This window comes from Psychrobacter sp. NPDC078929 (genome assembly GCF_050267985.1).
Taxonomy (GTDB): Bacteria; Pseudomonadota; Gammaproteobacteria; order Pseudomonadales; family Moraxellaceae; genus Psychrobacter.
In genome coordinates this window covers 58921-79149 of sequence record NZ_JBNNFX010000011.1, presented here as the reverse complement: position 1 = coordinate 79149, position 20229 = coordinate 58921, and the positions used below count along the sequence as shown (strand labels likewise).

The 20229-nt window shown below is 41.6% G+C and carries 18 protein-coding genes; 9 read left to right on the top strand and 9 right to left on the bottom strand.

The features are described 5' to 3' along the window. The first annotated feature begins 122 nt into the window (after positions 1-122). Entirely contained in the window at positions 123-1040 is a 918-nt protein-coding gene (gene lpxC / locus ACQKCG_RS08000; protein WP_166739242.1) for a UDP-3-O-acyl-N-acetylglucosamine deacetylase, read from the top strand. A 298-nt stretch (positions 1041-1338) separates the two neighbouring features. Here lpxC and ACQKCG_RS07995 read toward each other — a convergent pair whose 3' ends face one another. Continuing rightward, on the bottom strand, positions 1339-1854 hold the full coding sequence (locus tag ACQKCG_RS07995) for a hypothetical protein (RefSeq protein WP_101205775.1): 516 nt from the start codon (positions 1852-1854) through the stop codon (positions 1339-1341). Positions 1855-2103: 249 nt separating this feature from the next. Here ACQKCG_RS07995 and ACQKCG_RS07990 point away from each other — a divergent pair, with 249 nt between their 5' ends. Continuing rightward, entirely contained in the window at positions 2104-2832 is a 729-nt protein-coding gene (locus tag ACQKCG_RS07990) for a CHAP domain-containing protein (protein ID WP_057761430.1), read from the top strand. Between the two features lie 139 nt (positions 2833-2971). On the opposite strand, the gene ACQKCG_RS07985 is transcribed toward ACQKCG_RS07990, so the two are convergent. Together ACQKCG_RS07985 and ACQKCG_RS07980 are read right to left on the bottom strand one after the other, a co-directional pair. Then, complete coding sequence (locus tag ACQKCG_RS07985) at positions 2972-3745, bottom strand: hypothetical protein (protein ID WP_101205776.1); 774 nt, start codon at positions 3743-3745, stop codon at positions 2972-2974. Between the two features lie 219 nt (positions 3746-3964). After that, positions 3965-4276 (bottom strand): YhbY family RNA-binding protein, encoded by a 312-nt coding sequence (locus ACQKCG_RS07980; RefSeq protein WP_057761426.1) that lies wholly within the window; start codon positions 4274-4276, stop codon positions 3965-3967. 334 nt (positions 4277-4610) lie between these two features. On the opposite strand from ACQKCG_RS07980, the gene ACQKCG_RS07975 reads away from it, so the two are divergent. The 6 genes from ACQKCG_RS07975 to ACQKCG_RS07950 all read left to right on the top strand — a co-directional run bounded on the left by ACQKCG_RS07975 (position 4611) and on the right by ACQKCG_RS07950 (position 10472). After that, on the top strand, positions 4611-5243 hold the full coding sequence (locus tag ACQKCG_RS07975) for an RlmE family RNA methyltransferase (RefSeq protein ID WP_101205777.1): 633 nt from the start codon (positions 4611-4613) through the stop codon (positions 5241-5243). Between the two features lie 401 nt (positions 5244-5644). Further along, positions 5645-7540, top strand: a complete 1896-nt coding sequence (gene ftsH / locus ACQKCG_RS07970; RefSeq protein ID WP_057761422.1) for an ATP-dependent zinc metalloprotease FtsH — start codon at positions 5645-5647, stop codon at positions 7538-7540. 164 nt (positions 7541-7704) lie between these two features. After that, the gene (gene folP, locus ACQKCG_RS07965) at positions 7705-8598 is read left to right on the top strand and encodes a dihydropteroate synthase (RefSeq protein WP_101205778.1); all 894 of its coding nucleotides are present in this window, start codon (positions 7705-7707) and stop codon (positions 8596-8598) included. Positions 8599-8724: 126 nt separating this feature from the next. Then, positions 8725-9006, top strand: coding sequence for a succinate dehydrogenase assembly factor 2 (locus ACQKCG_RS07960; RefSeq protein ID WP_057761419.1), 282 nt, complete (start codon positions 8725-8727; stop codon positions 9004-9006). A 52-nt stretch (positions 9007-9058) separates the two neighbouring features. Beyond that, a complete protein-coding gene (locus ACQKCG_RS07955) occupies positions 9059-9517 on the top strand; it encodes a hypothetical protein (protein WP_101205779.1) in 459 nt (152 codons plus the stop codon). A gap of 241 nt (positions 9518-9758) precedes the next feature. Then, positions 9759-10472, top strand: a complete 714-nt coding sequence (locus tag ACQKCG_RS07950; RefSeq protein ID WP_101205780.1) for a YidB family protein — start codon at positions 9759-9761, stop codon at positions 10470-10472. Positions 10473-10664: 192 nt separating this feature from the next. Here the strand turns inward: ACQKCG_RS07950 and ACQKCG_RS07945 are convergent, their stop codons facing one another. The 3 genes from ACQKCG_RS07945 to trmB form a co-directional block, all read right to left on the bottom strand. Further along, complete coding sequence (locus ACQKCG_RS07945; RefSeq protein ID WP_101205781.1) at positions 10665-11756, bottom strand: regulatory protein RecX; 1092 nt, start codon at positions 11754-11756, stop codon at positions 10665-10667. A 40-nt stretch (positions 11757-11796) separates the two neighbouring features. Beyond that, positions 11797-12849, bottom strand: a complete 1053-nt coding sequence (gene recA / locus ACQKCG_RS07940; protein WP_101205782.1) for a recombinase RecA — start codon at positions 12847-12849, stop codon at positions 11797-11799. A gap of 1058 nt (positions 12850-13907) precedes the next feature. Continuing rightward, positions 13908-14747 carry a tRNA (guanosine(46)-N7)-methyltransferase TrmB gene (trmB, locus tag ACQKCG_RS07935; RefSeq protein ID WP_101205783.1) on the bottom strand — a complete coding sequence of 280 codons (840 nt, stop codon included), beginning with the start codon at positions 14745-14747 and terminating at the stop codon, positions 13908-13910. Between the two features lie 201 nt (positions 14748-14948). On the opposite strand from trmB, the gene ACQKCG_RS07930 reads away from it, so the two are divergent. Next, a complete protein-coding gene (locus ACQKCG_RS07930) occupies positions 14949-15878 on the top strand; it encodes a DUF2628 domain-containing protein (RefSeq protein ID WP_101205784.1) in 930 nt (309 codons plus the stop codon). Positions 15879-15936: 58 nt separating this feature from the next. Here ACQKCG_RS07930 and ACQKCG_RS07925 read toward each other — a convergent pair whose 3' ends face one another. The 3 genes from ACQKCG_RS07925 to ACQKCG_RS07915 all read right to left on the bottom strand — a co-directional run bounded on the left by ACQKCG_RS07925 (position 15937) and on the right by ACQKCG_RS07915 (position 20121). Continuing rightward, positions 15937-17823 (bottom strand): monovalent cation:proton antiporter-2 (CPA2) family protein, encoded by a 1887-nt coding sequence (locus ACQKCG_RS07925; protein ID WP_057761405.1) that lies wholly within the window; start codon positions 17821-17823, stop codon positions 15937-15939. 98 nt (positions 17824-17921) lie between these two features. Next, positions 17922-18626: a hypothetical protein gene (locus tag ACQKCG_RS07920; protein WP_101205785.1), complete on the bottom strand. Its 705-nt coding sequence runs from the start codon at positions 18624-18626 to the stop codon at positions 17922-17924. A gap of 307 nt (positions 18627-18933) precedes the next feature. Next, complete coding sequence (locus ACQKCG_RS07915) at positions 18934-20121, bottom strand: cation diffusion facilitator family transporter (protein WP_101205786.1); 1188 nt, start codon at positions 20119-20121, stop codon at positions 18934-18936. Between the last annotated feature and the right edge of the window lie 108 nt (positions 20122-20229).

Here is a 20229-nt window from a genome sequence, read left to right as displayed (position 1 = left end):
AAGTTGACGATAAGTGTTATCAATCAAGGAGATAAGAAAATTAGCGCTTTTTATATATAGCGAATAAGGGGTCGGTAATGGTACACTATGTCAATTGTAACAAAATATGTGAGAAGACAACCATGAACCAAAGAACCATAAAAACAGCAATAGCCGTTACGGGTACTGGTCTACATAGTGGTCAGCCTGTTGACTTGGAGTTTCATCCACAGCCAATTGACACTGGTATTGTTTTCGAGCGCTCTGACATAGAAGGTAGTCAATCAATTCCAGCGAGTGCGTTTTTAGTACAAGACACGATGATGTCATCAAACTTAGTGTTTGGTGGTACGCGAGTGGGCACGGTTGAGCATCTGCTTAGTGCCATTGCTGGTCTAGGAGTGGATAACCTATTGATTCGTGTCTCTGCTTCAGAGATACCAATTATGGATGGTAGCGCTGCGCCTTTTGTTGCGCTCTTACTAGATGCAGGATTTTGTGAGCAAGAAGCGGCCAAGAAATTCATTAAAATTATACGGCCAGTACGAGTGAAGCTAGAAGATAAATGGGCAGAGCTACGTCCTTATGAAGGGTATGAATTAAATTTCGAAATTGATTTTGATCATCCTGCATTTGATAAGAACTTTCAGCATGCACAGTTGCAGTTCTCTACACAGAACTTTATCGAACAATTAAGCACTGCGCGTACTTTTGGATTTTTACGTGATATAGAAGCACTACGTCAAAATAACTTAGCACTTGGCGGCAGTATGGAAAACGCCATCGTTATCGATGATGCCAACATACTTAATGCCGAAGGCTTACGTTTTAACGATGAGTTTGTTCGTCATAAAATTTTAGATGCTTTGGGAGATTTACATCTGATTGGCTACCCAATTTTAGGTCGTTTTAATGCCTATAAATCTGGTCATGCTCTAAATAATTTATTAGTACGTGAAATACTGTCTAACGAAGATAACTTTGAAATTGTAACTTTTGATGACAATGTAACCTGTCCTATCGAGTATTTACCGCTTAATGATTTGGTTATTGAAGGATAAATACAGGAATATACAGGAAGTATCGAAACATTTACGCAATATTACATAGGAAGCCCATAATTACATTTATATAATATGCTATATTTTGAATATATTATCTATATGATTATATGAATTTTCTGTTAAGGCATATAATACCAAAGCTGTAGATGGTTTTTAAATCCTTCGTTAGCTATATCCATGATCTGGATGTAACTAACGGAGGATTTTTTTTATCTGATACATTACAAAAATCCATCTTTATCAATGCCATCACCTGCTCTTATTTACATAACTTTACATTTAATGGTCGGTATTTTTAATGATTAATCAAACGCAAAAGAGCTTTTTTGAGATTTTCATCAGTGGTGACATGCTCTGCGGCCTGTGATATAGTCCGTTTTGTGTTCTGGCTAAGCGCCTGATTTTCATTGGCTTTACGAGAATTTGGCAAGTGCAGTGATGATGTTGATGATTGTTTGGATGAATAATTATTGGCAGAGCTTTTAGCCACAACGACGCGAATTTGCTTGAGTTGTTTAAATGTAATTGACTGCTCTGTTAGTATTTGCAAATACGAGCTATGTAAATAGCGAATATGATTTGCTGCTGTCATTGAGTTAACACTTAATATCAACTGCTCAGGTGTTAAGCCTACAACCCAACAGGTGTTGAGTATTTCTTCAGGTAGGCAGTCTACCAATAGCTCTTTTATCTCGTTGGTTGCTTCTATATATAGTCGCATGTTGTTAGCAAGGGTTTGAGGTAGCGCGCTACCAGCAAATGCTTGATGATCTATAAGCTGGGCAAGCCGATTAGGTTGTTTTTTTGACATCGTAAGTACTCATCTAATAGGTGACAAACTCGATACTCATAACAGACATGCTAAAAGCAATATATAGCAGATGGCTTATAAGATAGTTGACTAGGTGGGAGGTACTACTGGCACTAGTCACTATTTGAAAAGAATGAACCGTTGTAATAGGGATTTTATCACGTCTATTTGATGATTATATCCTCTAAATTAATTGATGCTTCGTTACGGATGACGAGCAGACTTGTATTAACAATAGGTAGTAAATTTATGAAACAAGCTTTATTAATTTTGTCAGTATTGGGAATGGGTATCGCACAGACGAGTGGTGCTGCCGAAACAACCTTTCAACCAAATAATACCTTGAGTCATACCATCACAAATATTTCTACTTCTGCGAACTATGGTTCTAGTCGCAACATCTATAGCACTAACAGTGGTGCCCATGTATATAGCAACGATGAGATCAGTCAAGCAATTGACAACCTAAGCGCTCATGCTAAGCAAAAAGAATATCAGCTCGCTTCACTGACCAGTCGTTTGTCTTACGAACAGCGTCAGCAGCAAGCAAGCCGTGTACCTGACCGCAACTCTGCTCCTGCTATTGCAGCAGCAAATGCCTCTCGCGTCGCTCTATCTAGAAGCTCTGGTTACTGTGCTCGCTATGTACGTAAAGCATTACAATCAGCAGGTTATGAATTTACGCCTAACCCTTCAGCCTATCAGTACGCCTCTCGTGGCACGCTAGCCCAAGCTGGCTTCACCAAGATCAGTAACGACATGGCACCACAAGTTGGTGATGTTGTTGTCTATAACCGCACGTCAAGCCGTCCACACGGTCATATCCAGATTTTTGATGGCAATGATTGGGTATCTGATTTCCGTCAAAACAGCATCAGCCCATATAGCGGTAATTACAGCTATACGACATGGCGTGACTCGCAGTATGTTGATGATGCATCAGATCGTGGTATCTACCTTGCGATGGCTGACAAATAAACATCGGTTAAATGAAGTAGGTATCAGTTAAATAAGACTAAAGTTTTCTCCAAACTCAGTAATGCTCTTTATGACATTACTGGGTTTTTTTTGTGCTTGAAAAGGGGACGCCTAAGTGAGTACAGCTCATATAACCAAATCAAAGCTCGAAATTTGGCCAATAGTCGCGATTGTGAAAATCAGGCGGAGAGGCATGGCCTGACGCGAAGTATAAATCAGTTTCGCCAAACCATAAGATGACGCAAGGATGTATTTGTTCGATCCTCATGTTTGCAACAGCATATTGTTGATTCGGCAATTGAGTTATAGGAAGGCTAAAGCTACGCTCATAATGAGCAGGTGTCTGCACCACCGTTGGAGTGCTAGATAACGGGTTCTCCCCTGATCTATCTGCTAGCTCCTTACAGTTACGCCAATTAATAGATGCGCGTGTGGTGCCGTCGGTCTCATACAATGGTACTGGCGGTAGTGCCGCAGGGTTACGATAGCTCTCAAACTGATAAACAGCGTAACGACCATCAGGACTCGCATTAATCTCTATATAAGCGGTTGCTTGCTGAAGTGGTGTCTTGTGAGGTTCTATCTGGTCAGATGTCACGATATCTTCATTATTAACCTTACTACCATCAACCTCACTGCCAGCAATAAAACATTCAAGGCACGTTTCTTCCCATAGATAATCAGTGAAATTTACTTGAGTTTGTTGCCATATTGGCCAATTGAATTGATTGGCTAGAATTTGGCTATGCAGAGTCACTTGATAGGTCAGCACTAGTTGCAAAGCTGGTTGCTGGATGATTTCTGCACTTACTTCGATAGAGATATTCTCTAGTGCTTCTATAGACACACCTAATTGCTGAGCGTCTTTCGCTATCGTCTCGTTGGCTAGACGGAGGTTAAAAGATTGTTTCATTATTGATAAGTCTCAACGGTAATAATAAAGAGGTGATAGTAACAAGAGAAATCATACTGATTAAGGGCACCAATACTATATGGTAAATATAACCGAGACTATCGGAAAACATAAAAGCCGCGAGCAAGAAGCGTCGCGGCCTTTGTATTTCATTATCGTTTGGCTATGATATAAGTGAACATAAAAGCCAGTCACTTAATGCCAGTCTATCATGACATATTACTGTGCGTGACGTGCTAGGTTAGACAGTTTTGGGTTGGCATTTGGGTTTTTACGTAGTAATAATGCCATACGACCAATAGAGTGAACCAAAGACGCATTAGCCGCTTTAGCAAGTTCAGCGCCAACGATGTCACGCTCTTCTTTCGTGCCAGCAGGCAATTTCACTTTGATAAGCTCATGATCTGTTAGCGCGCGATCGATTTCTTCAGTAATGGTTGGGGTAATACCCTTGTTGCCGATCATAACGATAGGCTTTAGCTCGTGACCGATGCCTTTTAGACGTTTGATGGTAGCGTTATCGAGTTGCATAGAATTCCTAAGTGTTGGTAAAAATAAAAATGGTACTGTCAAAAACAGTTATTGATCATTATAGATAATCTGTGACCATCTTGCATGAGATCAGCAGGATTTTGCACGATTTTACGTGACGAAAATGTTAAACTGAATGTTTGGTACATTATAAACGCTACTGCCTTATAAAACAGTTATTTAACCAATAGAATTTGGTCAGTTTGCAACCAACCATGAATAAAAAATCTGATTAACACCGTATTTAGAATGATCCGCAACGGATTAATATCAGTTTGTAAGTAATAGAGCAATTAAAGCAGCTAGATTTAGTAAAGCAATAGGAGCAGGTATTTTGGCCACGCGTATCGAAAACAAAAAACTATCAAAGAGCAGCAGTGCTTGGATGAAAGAGCATATTGATGATCATTATGTACAAAAAGCTCAAAAAGATGGCTACCGTGCCCGTGCCGCTTATAAATTATTAGAGATTAATGAAAAAACCAACCTGATCAAAAAAGGCATGACGGTCGTAGATTTGGGCAGTGCGCCTGGTAGCTGGTCACAAGTCGCTGGTCGATTGGTAGGTGACGATGGTATCTTGATTGCCTCTGATATTTTGGCGATGGATACCTTGCCTGATGTGACCTTTATTCAGGGTGATTTTCGTGAAGCTGAAGTGTTTGACGCTATTATGGCAGAAGTAGGTGATAGGCAAGTCGACGTGGTATTGTCTGACATGGCACCCAATACCGCTGGGAACAGTGCTATCGATCAGCCACGTATGATGTACTTATGTGAGCTAGCAGTGGACTTCGCGCTTGCAACCTTACCAAAAGGTGGCGCACTTATTATGAAAGTGTTTCAAGGCGAGGGTACACAAGAATTACGCAAGCAGATGCAGCAGGACTTTAGTAAGATTCGTAGTATAAAGCCAGGTGCGTCACGACCACGCTCAAAAGAGATGTTTTGGATAGCGATTAAATAGTTTTAACATCAATAGGTTGCTGCTCTTGTAAGCGTGAGGGTAAACCACCATAAAGTGTTATTATCGCGATATAAAAGCTGCGTCAATTGTTAAATGAATAATCGTGAAACCTGCTTGAATTATGCGGGTTAGCACCACATATCATGGTATATTACCTTTGTTTTTAGCATACGTTTTAGGCAAAGTCGTCTGATAATAAGCGTTTTACAAGCTCAATGATCGTATATCTATGTTTATCTCATACTGATTATTTATAAAAACAATTTTTATGCTACCTATAAATCATATAAGTTTAATTTAGCAGCTTTTTATTATCGGGATATTCGTTAAAAATGAGCAATACGTTTATAGACGTCACGTGTTTAATAAACACACCAATAAGTAAGGGATGGGAATAACTAGTGAGCGACATGGTAAAAAATACCTTATTGTGGCTGGTGGTAATCGGCGTTTTAGTGCTGGTGTTTAGCGGCTTTGATCAATCATCTGAGCCAGATAACCTTAACTACTCTGAGTTTGTGACCGCTGTGTCAGAAAACCAAGTAGCCAGTGTCGAAATTGACGGCGAACAGATCACCGGCGAAAAGAAAAATGGCTCATCTTTTGAGACCATTAGACCAGCTGTGTCAGATGACCAGCTCATGCCAATGCTACGTGAGAACCAAGTCGAAGTTCAAGGAACTGCACCAAAGCGCCAAAGCGTATTAATGCAATTACTGATAGCCAGCTTCCCAATTCTATTGATTATTGGTCTGTTCTTATTCTTTATGCGTAATATGCAGGGCGGCGCTGGCGGTAAAGGCGGCGGTCCAATGAGCTTTGGTAAATCAAAAGCGAAAATGCTGACCGAAGATCAAATCAACGTTAACTTCGAAGATGTGGCTGGTTGTGAAGAAGCTAAAGAAGAAGTCGTTGAAGTAGTTGAATTCTTGCGTGATCCAGACAAATTTACCAAACTGGGTGCAACGATTCCTCGTGGTATCTTGATGGTAGGTCCTCCTGGTACAGGTAAAACCTTGTTAGCGAGAGCTATTGCTGGTGAAGCTAAAGTGCCGTTTTTCTCAATTTCAGGTTCTGATTTTGTTGAAATGTTCGTCGGTGTTGGTGCATCACGTGTCCGTGATATGTTCGAACAAGCAAAGAAAAGTGCGCCTTGTATCATCTTTATCGATGAGATTGATGCAGTTGGTCGTCATCGTGGTTCCGGTATGGGCGGCGGTAACGATGAACGCGAGCAGACATTGAACCAATTATTGGTTGAGATGGATGGTTTTGAAGGTAATGAAGGCGTTATCGTCATTGCCGCTACCAACCGTGCTGACGTACTTGACAAGGCATTATTGCGTCCAGGTCGTTTTGACCGTCAGGTACAAGTAGGCTTGCCGGATATCAAAGGTCGTGAGCAAATCCTAAAAGTCCATTTGAAAAAACTGCCAAACACAATTAGTGTAGATGCCAGTTCTCTTGCTCGTGGTACGCCTGGATTCAGTGGTGCACAGCTTGCCAACCTTGTAAACGAAGCTGCATTGTTCGCCGCGCGTCGCAACAAGACCAGCGTCGATATGAATGACTTTGAAGATGCAAAAGACAAGCTATATATGGGTCCTGAACGCAAGTCCATGGTGATACGCGAAGAAGAGCGCCGTGCAACTGCATATCATGAAGCGGGTCATGCGCTAGTAGCTGAGCTATTGCCAGGTACAGATCCGGTGCATAAAGTTACTATCATGCCTCGTGGTTTTGCCCTTGGTGTCACTTGGCAGTTGCCTGAGCATGATCAGACCAGTATGTATAAGTCGAAAATGCTGAGCGACATTGCTATTTTGTTCGGTGGTCGTATCGCCGAAGAAGTATTCATCAATCAAATGTCAACGGGTGCTTCGAACGACTTTGAACGTGCTACTAAAATGGCGCGTGCGATGGTCACGAAGTACGGCATGTCTGATGCACTTGGTATCATGGTGTATGAAGATGATGACAACTCGCAAGGATATTTCGGCGGTGGTGGTCGTACTATCTCTGAAGCTACTCAGCAGAAGGTTGATGAAGAAGTGCGTCGTATGCTAGAAGAGCAGTATGATATTGCTCGTGAATTGATTGAAGCCAACCAAGACAAAATGCATGCGATGGTTGATGCGCTGATGAACTGGGAAACTATTGATCGTGACCAACTGCAAGATATTCTAGCAGGTGAAGAACCACGTCCACCAAGAGTTTATCAGCATAACGAAGTAAACTTGTCGAAAAACGACGTTAAAACAACGGGTGCTACACCGCCACCACTACCAGCGATGTAAGTGCTAGCATATTCATGTTTTATAAAAAGTCCTTTATGATAAAGGGCTTTTTTATTGTCATCATTTTATGAAGGATTTAGAACCCTATAAGATTTACTGGTATCATAAGCGTAGATAACAATAATTAAAACTGCATTATAAACTTTACTTGCGATGGATTATTCATGTCATTATTCCAACCTTTATCCAACTACCAAGTGTCTAGCCGTGATAAGACCTTAGATTTGTCACAGCCACATATCATGGGCATCTTGAATGTAACGCCAGATTCGTTTTCAGACGGTGGGCAGTTTAACGCAGTAGATAAAGCCGTTGCGCACTGTCAGCAGATGATAAATGAAGGCGCTACTATTATCGATATCGGTGGTGAATCTACTCGTCCAAATGCGCAAACTGTGGCGACTGATGATGAGATACAACGAGTTGTGCCAGTGGTTCGAGCCATCCGTAAGTATTGTGGTGATGCTATTTGGTTATCGATTGATACTAGCAGCCCTGAAGTCATGCAGGCAGCATTTAATGAAGGTGCTGACATTTGGAATGATGTACGAGCACTAAAACGTACGGGTGCGGCAGAGCTGGCGGCTGAGCTTAATATACCTGTTATGCTAATGCATATGCGCGGTGAGCCAACGACAATGAATAATTTGGCGCAATATGACGATGTGATCGATGAAGTGCGTACAGAGCTGATTGACCGTATTAACGAAGTAGTTAGCATCGGCGTCAAACAAAGCAATATCATTATCGACCCAGGTTTTGGTTTTGCTAAGAACTATGAGCATCACTGCGCATTATTAAGCCAGCTGAGCAGCTTGCAAACATTAGGACTGCCAATGATGTTTGGCATTTCTCGTAAGCGGTTTTTAGCAGAAGTATTGACCAAAAGTGGAGCTGAAGCTGTGAGTACGACGCAAGCGCTAGAGCGTGATTCGGCAGGAACGGCAGCTGGACTGTTAGCCGTACAACAAGGCGCAAGTATCATTCGTACGCATAATGTGGCGATGATGCAGCAAGCAGTGGCCTTATGGAGTCAACTGTCAGCACATCGTTGTTAATGTCGCTTTATATATGCAGATGAGCAATAATATTTTTAGCCTATAAATATTCTATACGCTATGCTTAACATCTATTTCTAAACTATCTAAACCCACAAGACTATCCCATTTAATAAGAGTAAATCTATGACAAGCACAACTCAGCCAGAACCAACCAATGAACAGCGCCGTATCATTTATCAAGCTCGCCGCGGATTAAAAGAATTGGATTTTTATATTGATCCTTACGTCAAAGAGCTATATCTGACAGCAGATGCTACTGAGCAAGCAACATTTGCAGAAATGCTGACTCATGAAGACCCAGACTTGCTTGATTACTTTACTAATCAAAATCGTCCAGAAGAGGATGACATCTGGGCGTTGGTCAATAAGATAAAAACATGGCGCCATACCAAAGACTTGGTTTAGCTCTTAAAGAATGGATCGGCATAATATCTAACGTTTCCCATGGTACGCTTATATGACGCCAGTAACCTCGCTACGTATTGATACAGCTATCACGCCTGCCAGTTATTTACGCACGCTGCTATATGTAAGCTTGACTAGCGTTATGATGATATTGGCATGGTTTGCATCTTTGGCCTTATGGCAGTATTTACTAATCTTAATAGTCTCAGCAGCAGTTGCAAGTTATCTGATCATATCGAGACCGATACTATTACATATTAGTCAGCCATCGCTCAGTCAGCGTGTCGATAAAGAATGGCAATTACTGATACGAACGGGACGCGGCGATGAGTTATGGCAAGCAGAGTTAATCGATATCAATCGCTACCAGTGGGCGATGAGTATCGAGTTCAATATCGTTGAACCTTATCAAAGAACGTTTTCGACTACTATATTTCGCGACCAAGTAAATTACGAGCAATGGCGACAGTTAAATATTTTAACCAATATCAGTAAGGGTAATATTAGATAGCTGAGTATTTATTGGTCTTATATTTCTCCTTTTACGATGAGAAATCCCTACACGTCATAACAAAATAGCTATCTCAAAGGGCAAAGAGGTTTGTTATATTAAAATCTGTTATATTAAAAATAGAAAATAAAACTCGTAATTTTGCTGTCCCGTTATTAAAGAACATATAGGCAGATATGAGGTTTTATAAATTTTAGTAGTATTTTTGTACTAAACAATACGATAAAAAGAGGAATAGATAATGAGCTTATTAGGGAATTTAGTGAGCCAAGTGGCACGTAGTGCAATGAATCCAGACGACGCTCAGCGCAATCCAGTTAACCAACGTACTGAAACACGGCAGACTGGTGGACTAGGTGATATCTTAGGTAGTGTGTTGGGCGGTGGCAGTCAGGTAGGTGGTTATAGCCCTCAACAAAATAGTCGTCAAGCAGATAATGGTTTTGACTTAGATGACATCATTGGTGGTCTCACGGGCGGTAGTCAGCGCGGTGGTATGAGTTCAGGTGCTGGCGGACTCGGTGATATTTTAGGTAGTGTATTAGGTGGTCAGCGTACTAATAGTAGGTTTGGTGGTAAAGGTATGCTCGTTGCAGCATTGATGCCTATGGTACTTAGCTGGATCAAACGTAATGGTGGTTTGAGCGGGGCATTGTCGAAAATCACTGGTATGGGCTATGAAGGTCAAGCGCGCTCTTGGATGAGTAATAACGAAGCAAACGATAATTTAGATCCAAATGAAATCAACCGTTTGTTTGACGAAAACGAAATTCAGCAAGTAGCCGCTCATACTGGTGCTAATGAAACTGAGGTAAGACAGGGACTTGCTGAGCTGTTGCCTGAGGTAATGAATCAGCTAACCCCTAATGGCAATCTGGATAATGAGTCTGAGGCCAATGAAGAGATAGATCAAATCATTAGCCAGTTATCTAGCCGTCTTGGCAATTTTAAATAGTTTGTTCAAGTAGTTTAATAGCTTAAAATTCGAAAATTTCTAACTGCATATTTTAAAACTACGTAGATTAAAATGACTTGTAGCATTGATTAAAGAGCACGTTATATAACGTGCTCTTTTTTATGTCTATCACAAGAGTATGACTGTCGATAAATACCGTTTGGCAGCGACAGTGATAGCGATAGTAAGCCCTTAAAATCGCTCGTCTAACGACTCTGTAGTATGATTAAGTGCTGCAAAGCAGATATCGGTGTTAAACCCTCTATACTGTAAAAAACGTAGCTGCTTAGCTTTTTCTTTTTGCTCAACTGGTATCTCATTACCATATTTTTTGGTACGAGCTATCACCGCCAGTTTTAGCCAATCTACACCGTCTACTAAGTTGTCTGCATCATTATCTACAAACTCGCTAAATTCATCAGACTCAGTATTTGCCATATCGATTAGCTCATCGATGTTACCTGGCATAGCAATCTTCTTACGATAGAATTCTTGTTTAATCCGACCACGTCCGCGACCTTTACGGATATTCTCACGTATTAGCATTAAGGTAGTGCGGTAGTCACTTTGATACCCTTTTTCTTCAAACTCATCGAGCAGGGCATCAATTTTCTCTGGGTCTTGTTCTTTGTCGATCAGCTTTTGCTTTAGCTCAGCCTTACCGTATTCACGGCGTGATAAATAATAAAATGCGAGCCAACGCAATCGACTTTCTGCTTTGATCGCATCGATTTCTGCTTGTTTTTGTTCAGGGGTTCGTAAGTAAGCTTTGAGCGCGGCTGGTATGTTATCGTTTTGGCTGTCTGTTTCACTACCATTGATAGCAAAAAGCTCAGCTTCATTTTCTGAGTTTTTGGATAGTGGCTCAGTGCTATCACTAGAACCAGTTGTCAAACCATCACTAATTTCGTCATTATGAATGTCGAGTTTGACTTCTGCCAGCATCTCTTTGATGGTTTGCGCTTCAGGGGGTTGATATGTAGGGGTATCAATAGGCTCAGCGGTAAAATTGGCCGCTGGGTGGAAACGCTTTTTACGTTTTTTAGATTTAGAAGTTTTCTTTGACTTAGGAGAGGAGTCTTCAAAAAACGCTGTATCAATAGTAGCGTCATTTGTGACTGAATCATCTTTACTTGAACGGATAGTCCGTTTACTGTATTTCTCTGGTTTTTTAGACTCTTTCGTATGAGAATTCTTGGACGGTTTTTTTGATTTGCTATCAACAGAACTAGCTGAGTCGGCACCCGACTCAGCTAGAATTTCAGCTAAGGTTTTAATTTTCATAATGAATCATAGTGACTGACAACGGTTAAGCGTTAAACCATTATTGTACAGGTTCAGAAGCCTGTTCTGCTTCTTCAGTTTCGTCGGCTTTGCTATTTTTCTTCGTACCAAGCTTTTCGTCACGGATCTTATCTTCGATTTCTTGGGCAATGGCAGGGTTCTCTTTTAAGAAAAGCACAGAGTTGGCTTTACCTTGACCGATTTTTTCGTCGCCATAGCTGTACCACGATCCTGCTTTACCAACCGCTCCAATCTCCACGCCTAAGTCGATGACTTCGGCTAAATGGTTCGTACCTTCACCGTAAGTAATTTCGAACTCAGCTTGGCGGAAAGGTGGTGCCATTTTATTTTTGATGACTTTGACACGGGTCTGGTTACCGATGATTTCATCACCGTTTTTGACCGCACCAATACGGCGAATATCCATACGTACAGAGGCGTAGAATTTCAGCGCATTACCACCAGTCGTAGTCTCAGGGCTACCGAACATAACACCGATTTTCATACGAATCTGGTTAATAAACACCACCATACAGTTAGAGCGTTTGGCGTTACCAGTGATTTTACGTAGGGCTTGGCTCATAAGACGCGCTTGTAGACCCATGTGTGAGTCGCCCATTTCGCCTTCAATCTCGGCACGTGGCGTCAAGGCGGCTACTGAGTCAATTACGATCATGTCAATCGCGCCTGAGCGTACCAACATATCGGTGATTTCAAGTGCTTGCTCACCATTGTCAGGCTGAGAAAGCAATAAATCATCAGTATTTACCCCAAGCTTGCGTGCATAAACAGGGTCAAGCGCATGCTCAGCATCGATAAAGGCACAGGTACCGCCTTGCTTTTGACATTCTGCAATAGCTTGCAGGGTCATTGTCGTCTTACCTGAGCTTTCTGGACCGTAAATTTCAACGATACGGCCTTTTGGTAGACCGCCAATGCCAAGCGCAATGTCTAATCCTAGAGAGCCTGTAGAGACCACATCGACATCCATAATGGCCGAGTCATCGCCTAGATGCATGATGGTGTTTTTACCAAATTGCTTTTCGATTTGACCTAATGCCGCTTTGAGGGCTTTGGCTTTATTGTCGTCCATATTGGATTCCTTGTTTTCGGTAGTTAAGTTGATGCTATAAATAAAATATTGGTACTGTTAAAACTTTTGGCAAACGCATACTGACTGTTATGAAATCGGCAATTATTGTTTGGCTGTTTTATCGAAAAATAGGTTGTCACGTGACTGGTATAGGTAGTAGTATCGAATGTATCGTTCTACTATACAGTAAAATTAAATAGCGAGAGAAGTAAAAATAAGTCCGTAATATACTGTTATGATCCTTGTTTTTAAGTCAGACTTGGCGTGCTGATTACTTGACTCAACTTCTTAACACTGTTGATTTGATAAGGTAATTATAACAAAAGCAAAGCACTATAATGAGCGTTGAGAGATGCTAGACGACACTATCTGTCGTATGGTATGAGGCTGAAAACTTATAGAAACGATGCGATAGGTTGCTGTTGTTTTGAACCTGATAATGACTATGCTTGTCAATAGAGTTAGGAGTTGTCCACAACAAATAAAAGGCTTATTTTTACTGATTGTGAAACATTATGAATAATTAAATTATTTTAGAAATTATTTAAAATAATTTTTTATGTGTAAGAATTTAATATAAGTTATTGATTTCAAAGGTTTTATAAATTGTACAAAAAATGAACGATTTTACCTTATCCTTTAAGTTGCTTAGCTATAAAGTTGTCAAGTAGTGACTTATGCACAGGGTTATCCACAGCTTATGGGGAGAACTCTGTAAAGCCTTATAATACATAAGTTTAAGTAGATAATTAGTATGAGGAACGGATTCTATATTTTGTTTCTAACTACTTTACAGGTATTATTTTGTCTACAAACAACGCTATAAGCGCTATGTTTCACAAATTATAAATTTATCTTTTTTTATGCATAATCATACTATAGGCATTAAAAGTCAGGAGTATGACTCAAGATATACACTTAAGATATCAGCAGACATAGTTATGCATAGGATGTCTAGTATTTTTAGAAATATTTTCTACAGCCTATAAAAGGCCACAAAAAAGCGGCTACATCAGATAGCCGCTTTGTCAAAACACTTAAAAGTAGAGCTGTATTGATCAGTCTTTGATATAGATCAAATCCCAGACGCCATGCCCACGGTCGAGGCCACGACGCTCAAACTTGGTCATTGGACGAAAGTCAGGACGCTCAGTGAAATTACCTGTACCTGCTTTGTTGGTCAGTCCAGCGAAACCATCCAATACTTCAACCATCCAAAATGCATAATGCTCCCAGTCAGTTGCTGTATGGAACCAGCCGCCTTGTTTTAAGCTGCGCGTGACGATGGTCATACGTTCAGGACTGACAAAACGACGCTTATAGTGGCGCTTCTTTTGCCATGGGTCAGGGAAGTATAGCTGAATACGGTCGATATGGTTTTCTGGTAGTTGCTTGAGCAATTGAATGGCATCACCGTTGATGATTTTTACGTTGCTCAAATTTTGGGTGCCAGCCATATAAGCACATTTACCAATACCAGGCTCATGCACTTCTACACCGACAAAGTTACGAGTAGGGTCAGCGGCCGCCATTTCAATAAATGAATCACCCAAGCCAAAACCAATCTCTACCGTAAGCGGCGCATCTGGACCGTTAGGGCTATCAGCAAATAACGTACGTAGGTTATCAATACCGGTAAGATCGCCATCACCAAAACTGTTATTGACCAAATACTCAGAAAACTCTGGAGCAGTTAATGCAAGCTCAGCGTTTTTGTTCATGTGCGTACGGCGCTTCATAAACGTATTGACGATGCGGATATGCTTGTCAGAGGTCGGCTCTATCTCTTGGCTAGTGCTGTTATCGATATCGATAGGCTCACTTGTGCTATTAAGGGTTTGCTCATCAGTAGTATCGGTACTATTGACGTTGTCATTGATATCAGAATGTTGACTCATAGGATTCGTAAGGCTTAATTAGGTGGGTGATGTTTGCTTATTATAAGTCAAATCCATACAACTGTGAACGGACAATCCTATTTTCGCGTATTTGCTGATCGGTGCTATGGTTTCTCTATGTTACACATGGGTTTTGGCATTATCATATAATGGTATCTTTTAAATGCTTTTTCTAAGAGTCAGTAAGTAGAGCGTGTTGCCATGTTATTTATCGAGACAGATTCACCGCCACCATTTTATCAAGAGTCGTTAACACCTGCTAAACGTAAGCAGTTAGACAAGTGGTTCATCGGTAACCGTACCCAGCGTTATTACCTTAAACGCTTTGAGCAGTTTGATCAGCAAGGTTATCTGTCGCCAAAATGGCATTGGGCTGCGTTTTTTATCACTTTTCCTTGGTTGCTATATCGCAAGCGCTATATGGATGCGATTGTCTATAGTGTCGCAGGGTGGTCTTTTATTCAGCTTAATGTCGCGTTGGTGCTAGTCGCCTTTGAATTTATAGCGATGTCCTATGTACCAGATGCTTATCAGATGGCAACACGTATCGGTATTGCTGCTGTTATTTGGCTGTTTTGGTCGTTTATGGTGGCACGTTGGACGGATGCGTATTACTACCGAATGGCAAGGCGTGAGATCGCTGATGCGATAAATGACTATCCGCAAGATGAGGCAGCACAGAAAGCGCATCTGCAAAGAGAGGGCCGTGTTAGCTTATTTGGATTAGCATTAGGGTTTGGTTTTTTTGCGTTTTCGCTATTGGTGATTAAGGTGCAGTTTTTACCGATTATTGCCAAGCCAAAAGCAAATGAAGTATTGTTTGACGCTTATGATATTGCAAAGAATGCTCAAAACCGAGTGGCGTTGATTTATCAGCAGACAGGGCAGTGCCCAGTAAATCTGCCCCTGAGTACCGAGCAGCAGCAGATACGCATGCATGTCGATACTCAGGCCGCTGGCGTGCTAGAAACTGACTGTGCGGTAGTGGCAACGATTCAGAACGTGACGTTTCCGTTACGCTATTTAAATGAGCAGACGCTGGTCTTTTATCATATACCAGACAATGATAACTGGGATTGCACCAGCTCACTGAATAAAAAACAAGCCCCTAAAAACTGCATAGCTGATTAGGGGCTGTATTTCACGAGTGTTTGTAGGGGTTGGTAGTGCTGAGAGCCACGGCTTAGGGTTAATGCTTAGAATCCGTTGCAGTATCATCCTTTTCCTCAACTGGTGTTGCTTGGCTTTTTAACGCCTCATAAAAGTCGGTCAAATCCATTTTACGTGCTTTACCAATATCTTCATCAAACAAGCTTTCGAGCTCAGCCATTGATGATTGCGCGGATTCAATCATGCTAGCTTCATCATCGTAGATAGCTTGTTGGCGTTCGATCAAGTCATCATCATAGTCACGGAATGTTTTTACTGTTTCTCGCGCTTTTTCTGGTGAGATGCCTAATAACTGTAGTGATTCGCGTGACATGTCCAAAGATGACAAATAAGTCTCACGCCAGATGTGCCGCACACCAACCTCACGCAAACGATAATAGTGCTGACGATCGCGCGCTCTTGCTAATACAATCAGTTCAGGATAATTCTTACGAAGATACTGAGCGGTGGTGATAGAACGCTCTAAATCGTCAATGGCAAGAATAAACACCCGCGCTTTTTGAATACCTGCCGCTCGTAGAATTTCGGGGTTCTTTGGGTCACCATAATAGACTTGGTTACCGAATTTTCTTACAAAATCTACTCGGTTTGCAGAGCGTTCGATGGCGGTAAATTCGATATTATGCATGCGCAGTACACGACCAATAATCTGACCGACGCGGCCAAAGCCTGCAATGATGACCTGATGCTCATGATCAGGAATAGTATCGTATTCGCGACTCGGTTTACTCTTGGCAAATAACGGCTCACCTACTTTTTCTAACAATAAGAATGCCAGAGGTGTTAGCGCCATCGAAATGGTAACGACAAGGTTAAGAGTATTAGCAAGTTCAGGACGCAAGACATTTTGGGCAGTGGCGACACTGAATAGGACAAAGGCAAACTCACCACCTTGAGCCAAGGTCACGCCCAATCGGATACTGGTAGGCCAGCGATTGCCCGATACTTTGGCAATCCCTGCAATCACTGCAAACTTGATAAACATCAAGGCGAGGGCGCAGCCAATAATGAAGATGGGTTCTGCCAAAATGAGTTTGACGTCGGTAAGCATACCGACCGACATAAAGAATAGACCTAATAGCAACCCTTTAAAAGGTTCGATACTGGCTTCTAATTCGTGACGATATTCGGAATCAGCGAGCAACACACCTGTCAGAAATGCACCCAATGCCATTGATAGACCGATTTGACCCATCAAGATAGATACGCCCATCACGATAAATAGGGCGACCGCTGTCAATAGTTCCGACGCACCACTAGAAGCCACAAATTTGAAGAAGGGTCGAACCACATAACGGCTAGCAAAAATCAGACCGGCAAAGACAGCAAATACTTTACCAAAATAAATCAAATCGTAGCTTTGTTCACGCACCCCTGATAAGAACGGAATGACTGCTAATAATGGAATGACCGCAATATCTTGGAATAATAAGATAGTGAAGGCTTCTCGACCATGAGTGCTCGAAAGCTGCTGTTTTTCAGTCAGTATCTGTAGTACAAATGCGGTAGAGGATAGCGCTAAACCAAAACCAACTATAAAGGCAGTATCTAGTTGTAAGGAGAAAAACTGATGTAGGAGCCACATCAGTAGCGTACCAGTTAAACCGACTTGCAAACCGCCCAATACAAATATAGAGCGGCGCAATGCCCAGAGCCGCGAAGGCTGGAGCTCAAGCCCGATAATAAACAGCAGCATTACCACGCCAAACTCTGAAAAGTGCAATAGACTTTCAGCGTCGCCTGCCACATCCAAGCCACTTGGGCCCAATATAAGTCCAGTGATGAGGTAGCCTAAAACCGTTGCAATACCAAAGCGTTTACCGAGAGGGACAAAGAGCAATGCTGCTCCCAAAAATATAGTGGCTTGCAACATGAGATTTGGTGAGCCGGCGGCGGCAGCAAACATCTGGGCTCCTTAAAAATTTGAATAAAATACAAAATACAAAATACAAAATCAATGTGACTAAAATCAGTATGGCTAAAACGATATCGCGCTAGTATCTATTATTTTTTGCGATAAATTTTCCACACACCATTGTCTGCAAGCGGATTATTATAAGCATCGTTGCGGCGTTTACGCGGTGTCTGGCGACTATCAACAATCTTAAAGTCAGGCAGAGCATGTACAATAAGACCGGTACGGTAAAAGCGTACTCGCTCAGGCTCTAGCATCTCGCCCTTACTATCGCGACAAAAAACATAAGCACGCAGATCGATAAATTCACGATGCGCTACCAGTCGCGCTTCGTCATCGTTGTCTAACACTGCTGTCATACGCTCAATTTCATCATCCGTATATTGACCACACTTATCGGTCAGAGCACCTACTGACCCAAAGCTTTTGGATTCTTTAGCGCGTGTCTTAGTTAAGTGTAGACGCTGAACGTGATAGATGAATTGCGGTATTTCAAGGCTGGCAGGGAGCGGTAGATAGTCAGGCGGCATATTGGCCGCTGGATAAAAATCCTTTGCACGCTCAAGCAGATTTTGCCAACGTTGTTGATAGGTTTGGACTTCGGCTAAGTTGCCTTCATAAATAGGCATATCACGAATCTGGCACAAAATATCAGGTGGAAACTGTTCATTACGAAAGTTTGCAATGTCTTCTTGCAGCGTTGACAACAAAACTTTGGCATGTTTTTTGCCATCTTTTGATGCAGGATCATCGATATAGTCTGGGGCGACAAAGGGTGCTGAGCGTCTAGACATAGTGTTATATCATCAATAGATAGAGTGAAAATACCAAAAAGTATGATTATAAAAATTAACTGGGGTGCTAAACAAAACTTTATAATAGTTATTATAACCACATAAGCCGATTTGGACTTAAGTTTTTTGAATGGAATAAAGCAAAAGTTTGTTGCAAATCACGACTGTCTTAATGTGATCTAGATTCTAGTTTTAATTCCACGTAACTTTTAGTATGAATCAGTATCAGATACCTATACTTGTATTTTCTAGGTCGTGTTTCAAGTTACTGACTTCTTTATTCAATCACTTAACTGAAAATGTATCGTTAATGGTTATGACCAATATGACTGTTGCCAGCAGGTACTTGTCCCGAAATATCACAGACCAAGGCATCGCTATGTGAGATATTCTGCGGATGAGATGAGCTTTCGACCTGAATAGTAGCATGGTGAATACCAAGCTCTAGCAGTCTTTGTTCTAGACTGGCAATTAGAATATTTGATTCATGGATACTCATTTCACCATTGACCACCACGTGACAAGAGAGTGCATTAAGTCCACTAGTAATACTCCAAACATGTAGGTCATGTACTTTTTGTACTTTAAAGTCTTCGAGTAATTTTTGCTCCACATCGACTAGCGATATATTGGCAGGCGTTCCTTCCATCAATATATGCACAGAATCACGTACGACGCGGTAGCCACTGATTAAAATAAGCACGGCGACGATTACTGATGCCACTGCATCTGCCCATACCCAACCAAAACCCATCATAAGTAGTGCAGCGATAATCGCAGCTACTGACCCTAATAAATCGCTCAATACGTGCAAATAGGCGCTTTGCATATTGAGGTTAACGGGTTCTGCATTACTAGGTTTCTGCTCTGCGATTTGGGCATCATCTGTACCATGATTATGACTATGGCTGTGTGACTCGCCACCTTGACTACCTCGGTGCATTAGCCAAGCGACCAGAATATTGATCAGCATACCGATAGTCGCCACGATAAGCATGCCTTGGGTTGCAATTTCTGGTGGTGAGTTAAAGCGTTTAATCGCTTCATAAAAAATCATCAAAGCAATTATGACAAGTGTCGCGCCATTTACCGTGGCAACTAATATCTCAAAGCGCTTGTAGCCGAAAGTTTTCTGATGGGTAGCTGCTTTTTCGCCAATTTTAAATGCGACTAAAGTGGCACCAAGCGCTATCGCATCGCTTAACATATGCCCTGCATCAGATAGCAGAGCCAAACTACCAGTGAGCCAGCCACCAATGGCTTCGATAAACATGTAACCAGTAATGATAATAAAGCTGAACAGCAAGGTGCGCTGATAGCCTTTGGTATCTCGTGCTGTGGTTGTTTGCTCTAGATGCTCATCATGATCATGATGGCCTTGGTTTTCCTGAGTGTAGTTATTTTCTTCATCTTCGCGAACGTACTTAGGCACATTCGTACTATCATGCGGTTGGCTATGATTGTGCTCGTCAGAGTTTGGATTATTTGGATTCATAATAATACTCAAATTCGCTGATAATTGCGTTCGATAGATGATATTTACTGATATGACGTTTACTAATAAGTGATGTTTGCTATAGGTAGAGTAGGCGTAGAGCCTTTA

Excerpts from the sequence above, each read along its gene's own strand:
- lpxC (WP_166739242.1), top strand. The coding sequence starts at position 123 with ATGAACCAAAGAACCATAAAAACAGCAATAGCCGTTACGGGTACTGGT.
- ACQKCG_RS07995 (WP_101205775.1), bottom strand. The coding sequence starts at position 1,854 with ATGTCAAAAAAACAACCTAATCGGCTTGCCCAGCTTATAGATCATCAA.
- ACQKCG_RS07990 (WP_057761430.1), top strand. The coding sequence starts at position 2,104 with ATGAAACAAGCTTTATTAATTTTGTCAGTATTGGGAATGGGTATCGCA.
- ACQKCG_RS07985 (WP_101205776.1), bottom strand. The coding sequence starts at position 3,745 with ATGAAACAATCTTTTAACCTCCGTCTAGCCAACGAGACGATAGCGAAA.
- ACQKCG_RS07980 (WP_057761426.1), bottom strand. The coding sequence starts at position 4,276 with ATGCAACTCGATAACGCTACCATCAAACGTCTAAAAGGCATCGGTCAC.
- folP (WP_101205778.1), top strand. The coding sequence starts at position 7,705 with ATGTCATTATTCCAACCTTTATCCAACTACCAAGTGTCTAGCCGTGAT.
- ACQKCG_RS07960 (WP_057761419.1), top strand. The coding sequence starts at position 8,725 with ATGACAAGCACAACTCAGCCAGAACCAACCAATGAACAGCGCCGTATC.
- ACQKCG_RS07955 (WP_101205779.1), top strand. The coding sequence starts at position 9,059 with ATGACGCCAGTAACCTCGCTACGTATTGATACAGCTATCACGCCTGCC.
- ACQKCG_RS07950 (WP_101205780.1), top strand. The coding sequence starts at position 9,759 with ATGAGCTTATTAGGGAATTTAGTGAGCCAAGTGGCACGTAGTGCAATG.
- ACQKCG_RS07945 (WP_101205781.1), bottom strand. The coding sequence starts at position 11,756 with ATGAAAATTAAAACCTTAGCTGAAATTCTAGCTGAGTCGGGTGCCGAC.
- recA (WP_101205782.1), bottom strand. The coding sequence starts at position 12,849 with ATGGACGACAATAAAGCCAAAGCCCTCAAAGCGGCATTAGGTCAAATC.
- trmB (WP_101205783.1), bottom strand. The coding sequence starts at position 14,747 with ATGAGTCAACATTCTGATATCAATGACAACGTCAATAGTACCGATACT.
- ACQKCG_RS07930 (WP_101205784.1), top strand. The coding sequence starts at position 14,949 with ATGTTATTTATCGAGACAGATTCACCGCCACCATTTTATCAAGAGTCG.
- ACQKCG_RS07925 (WP_057761405.1), bottom strand. The coding sequence starts at position 17,823 with ATGTTTGCTGCCGCCGCCGGCTCACCAAATCTCATGTTGCAAGCCACT.
- ACQKCG_RS07920 (WP_101205785.1), bottom strand. The coding sequence starts at position 18,626 with ATGTCTAGACGCTCAGCACCCTTTGTCGCCCCAGACTATATCGATGAT.
- ACQKCG_RS07915 (WP_101205786.1), bottom strand. The coding sequence starts at position 20,121 with ATGAATCCAAATAATCCAAACTCTGACGAGCACAATCATAGCCAACCG.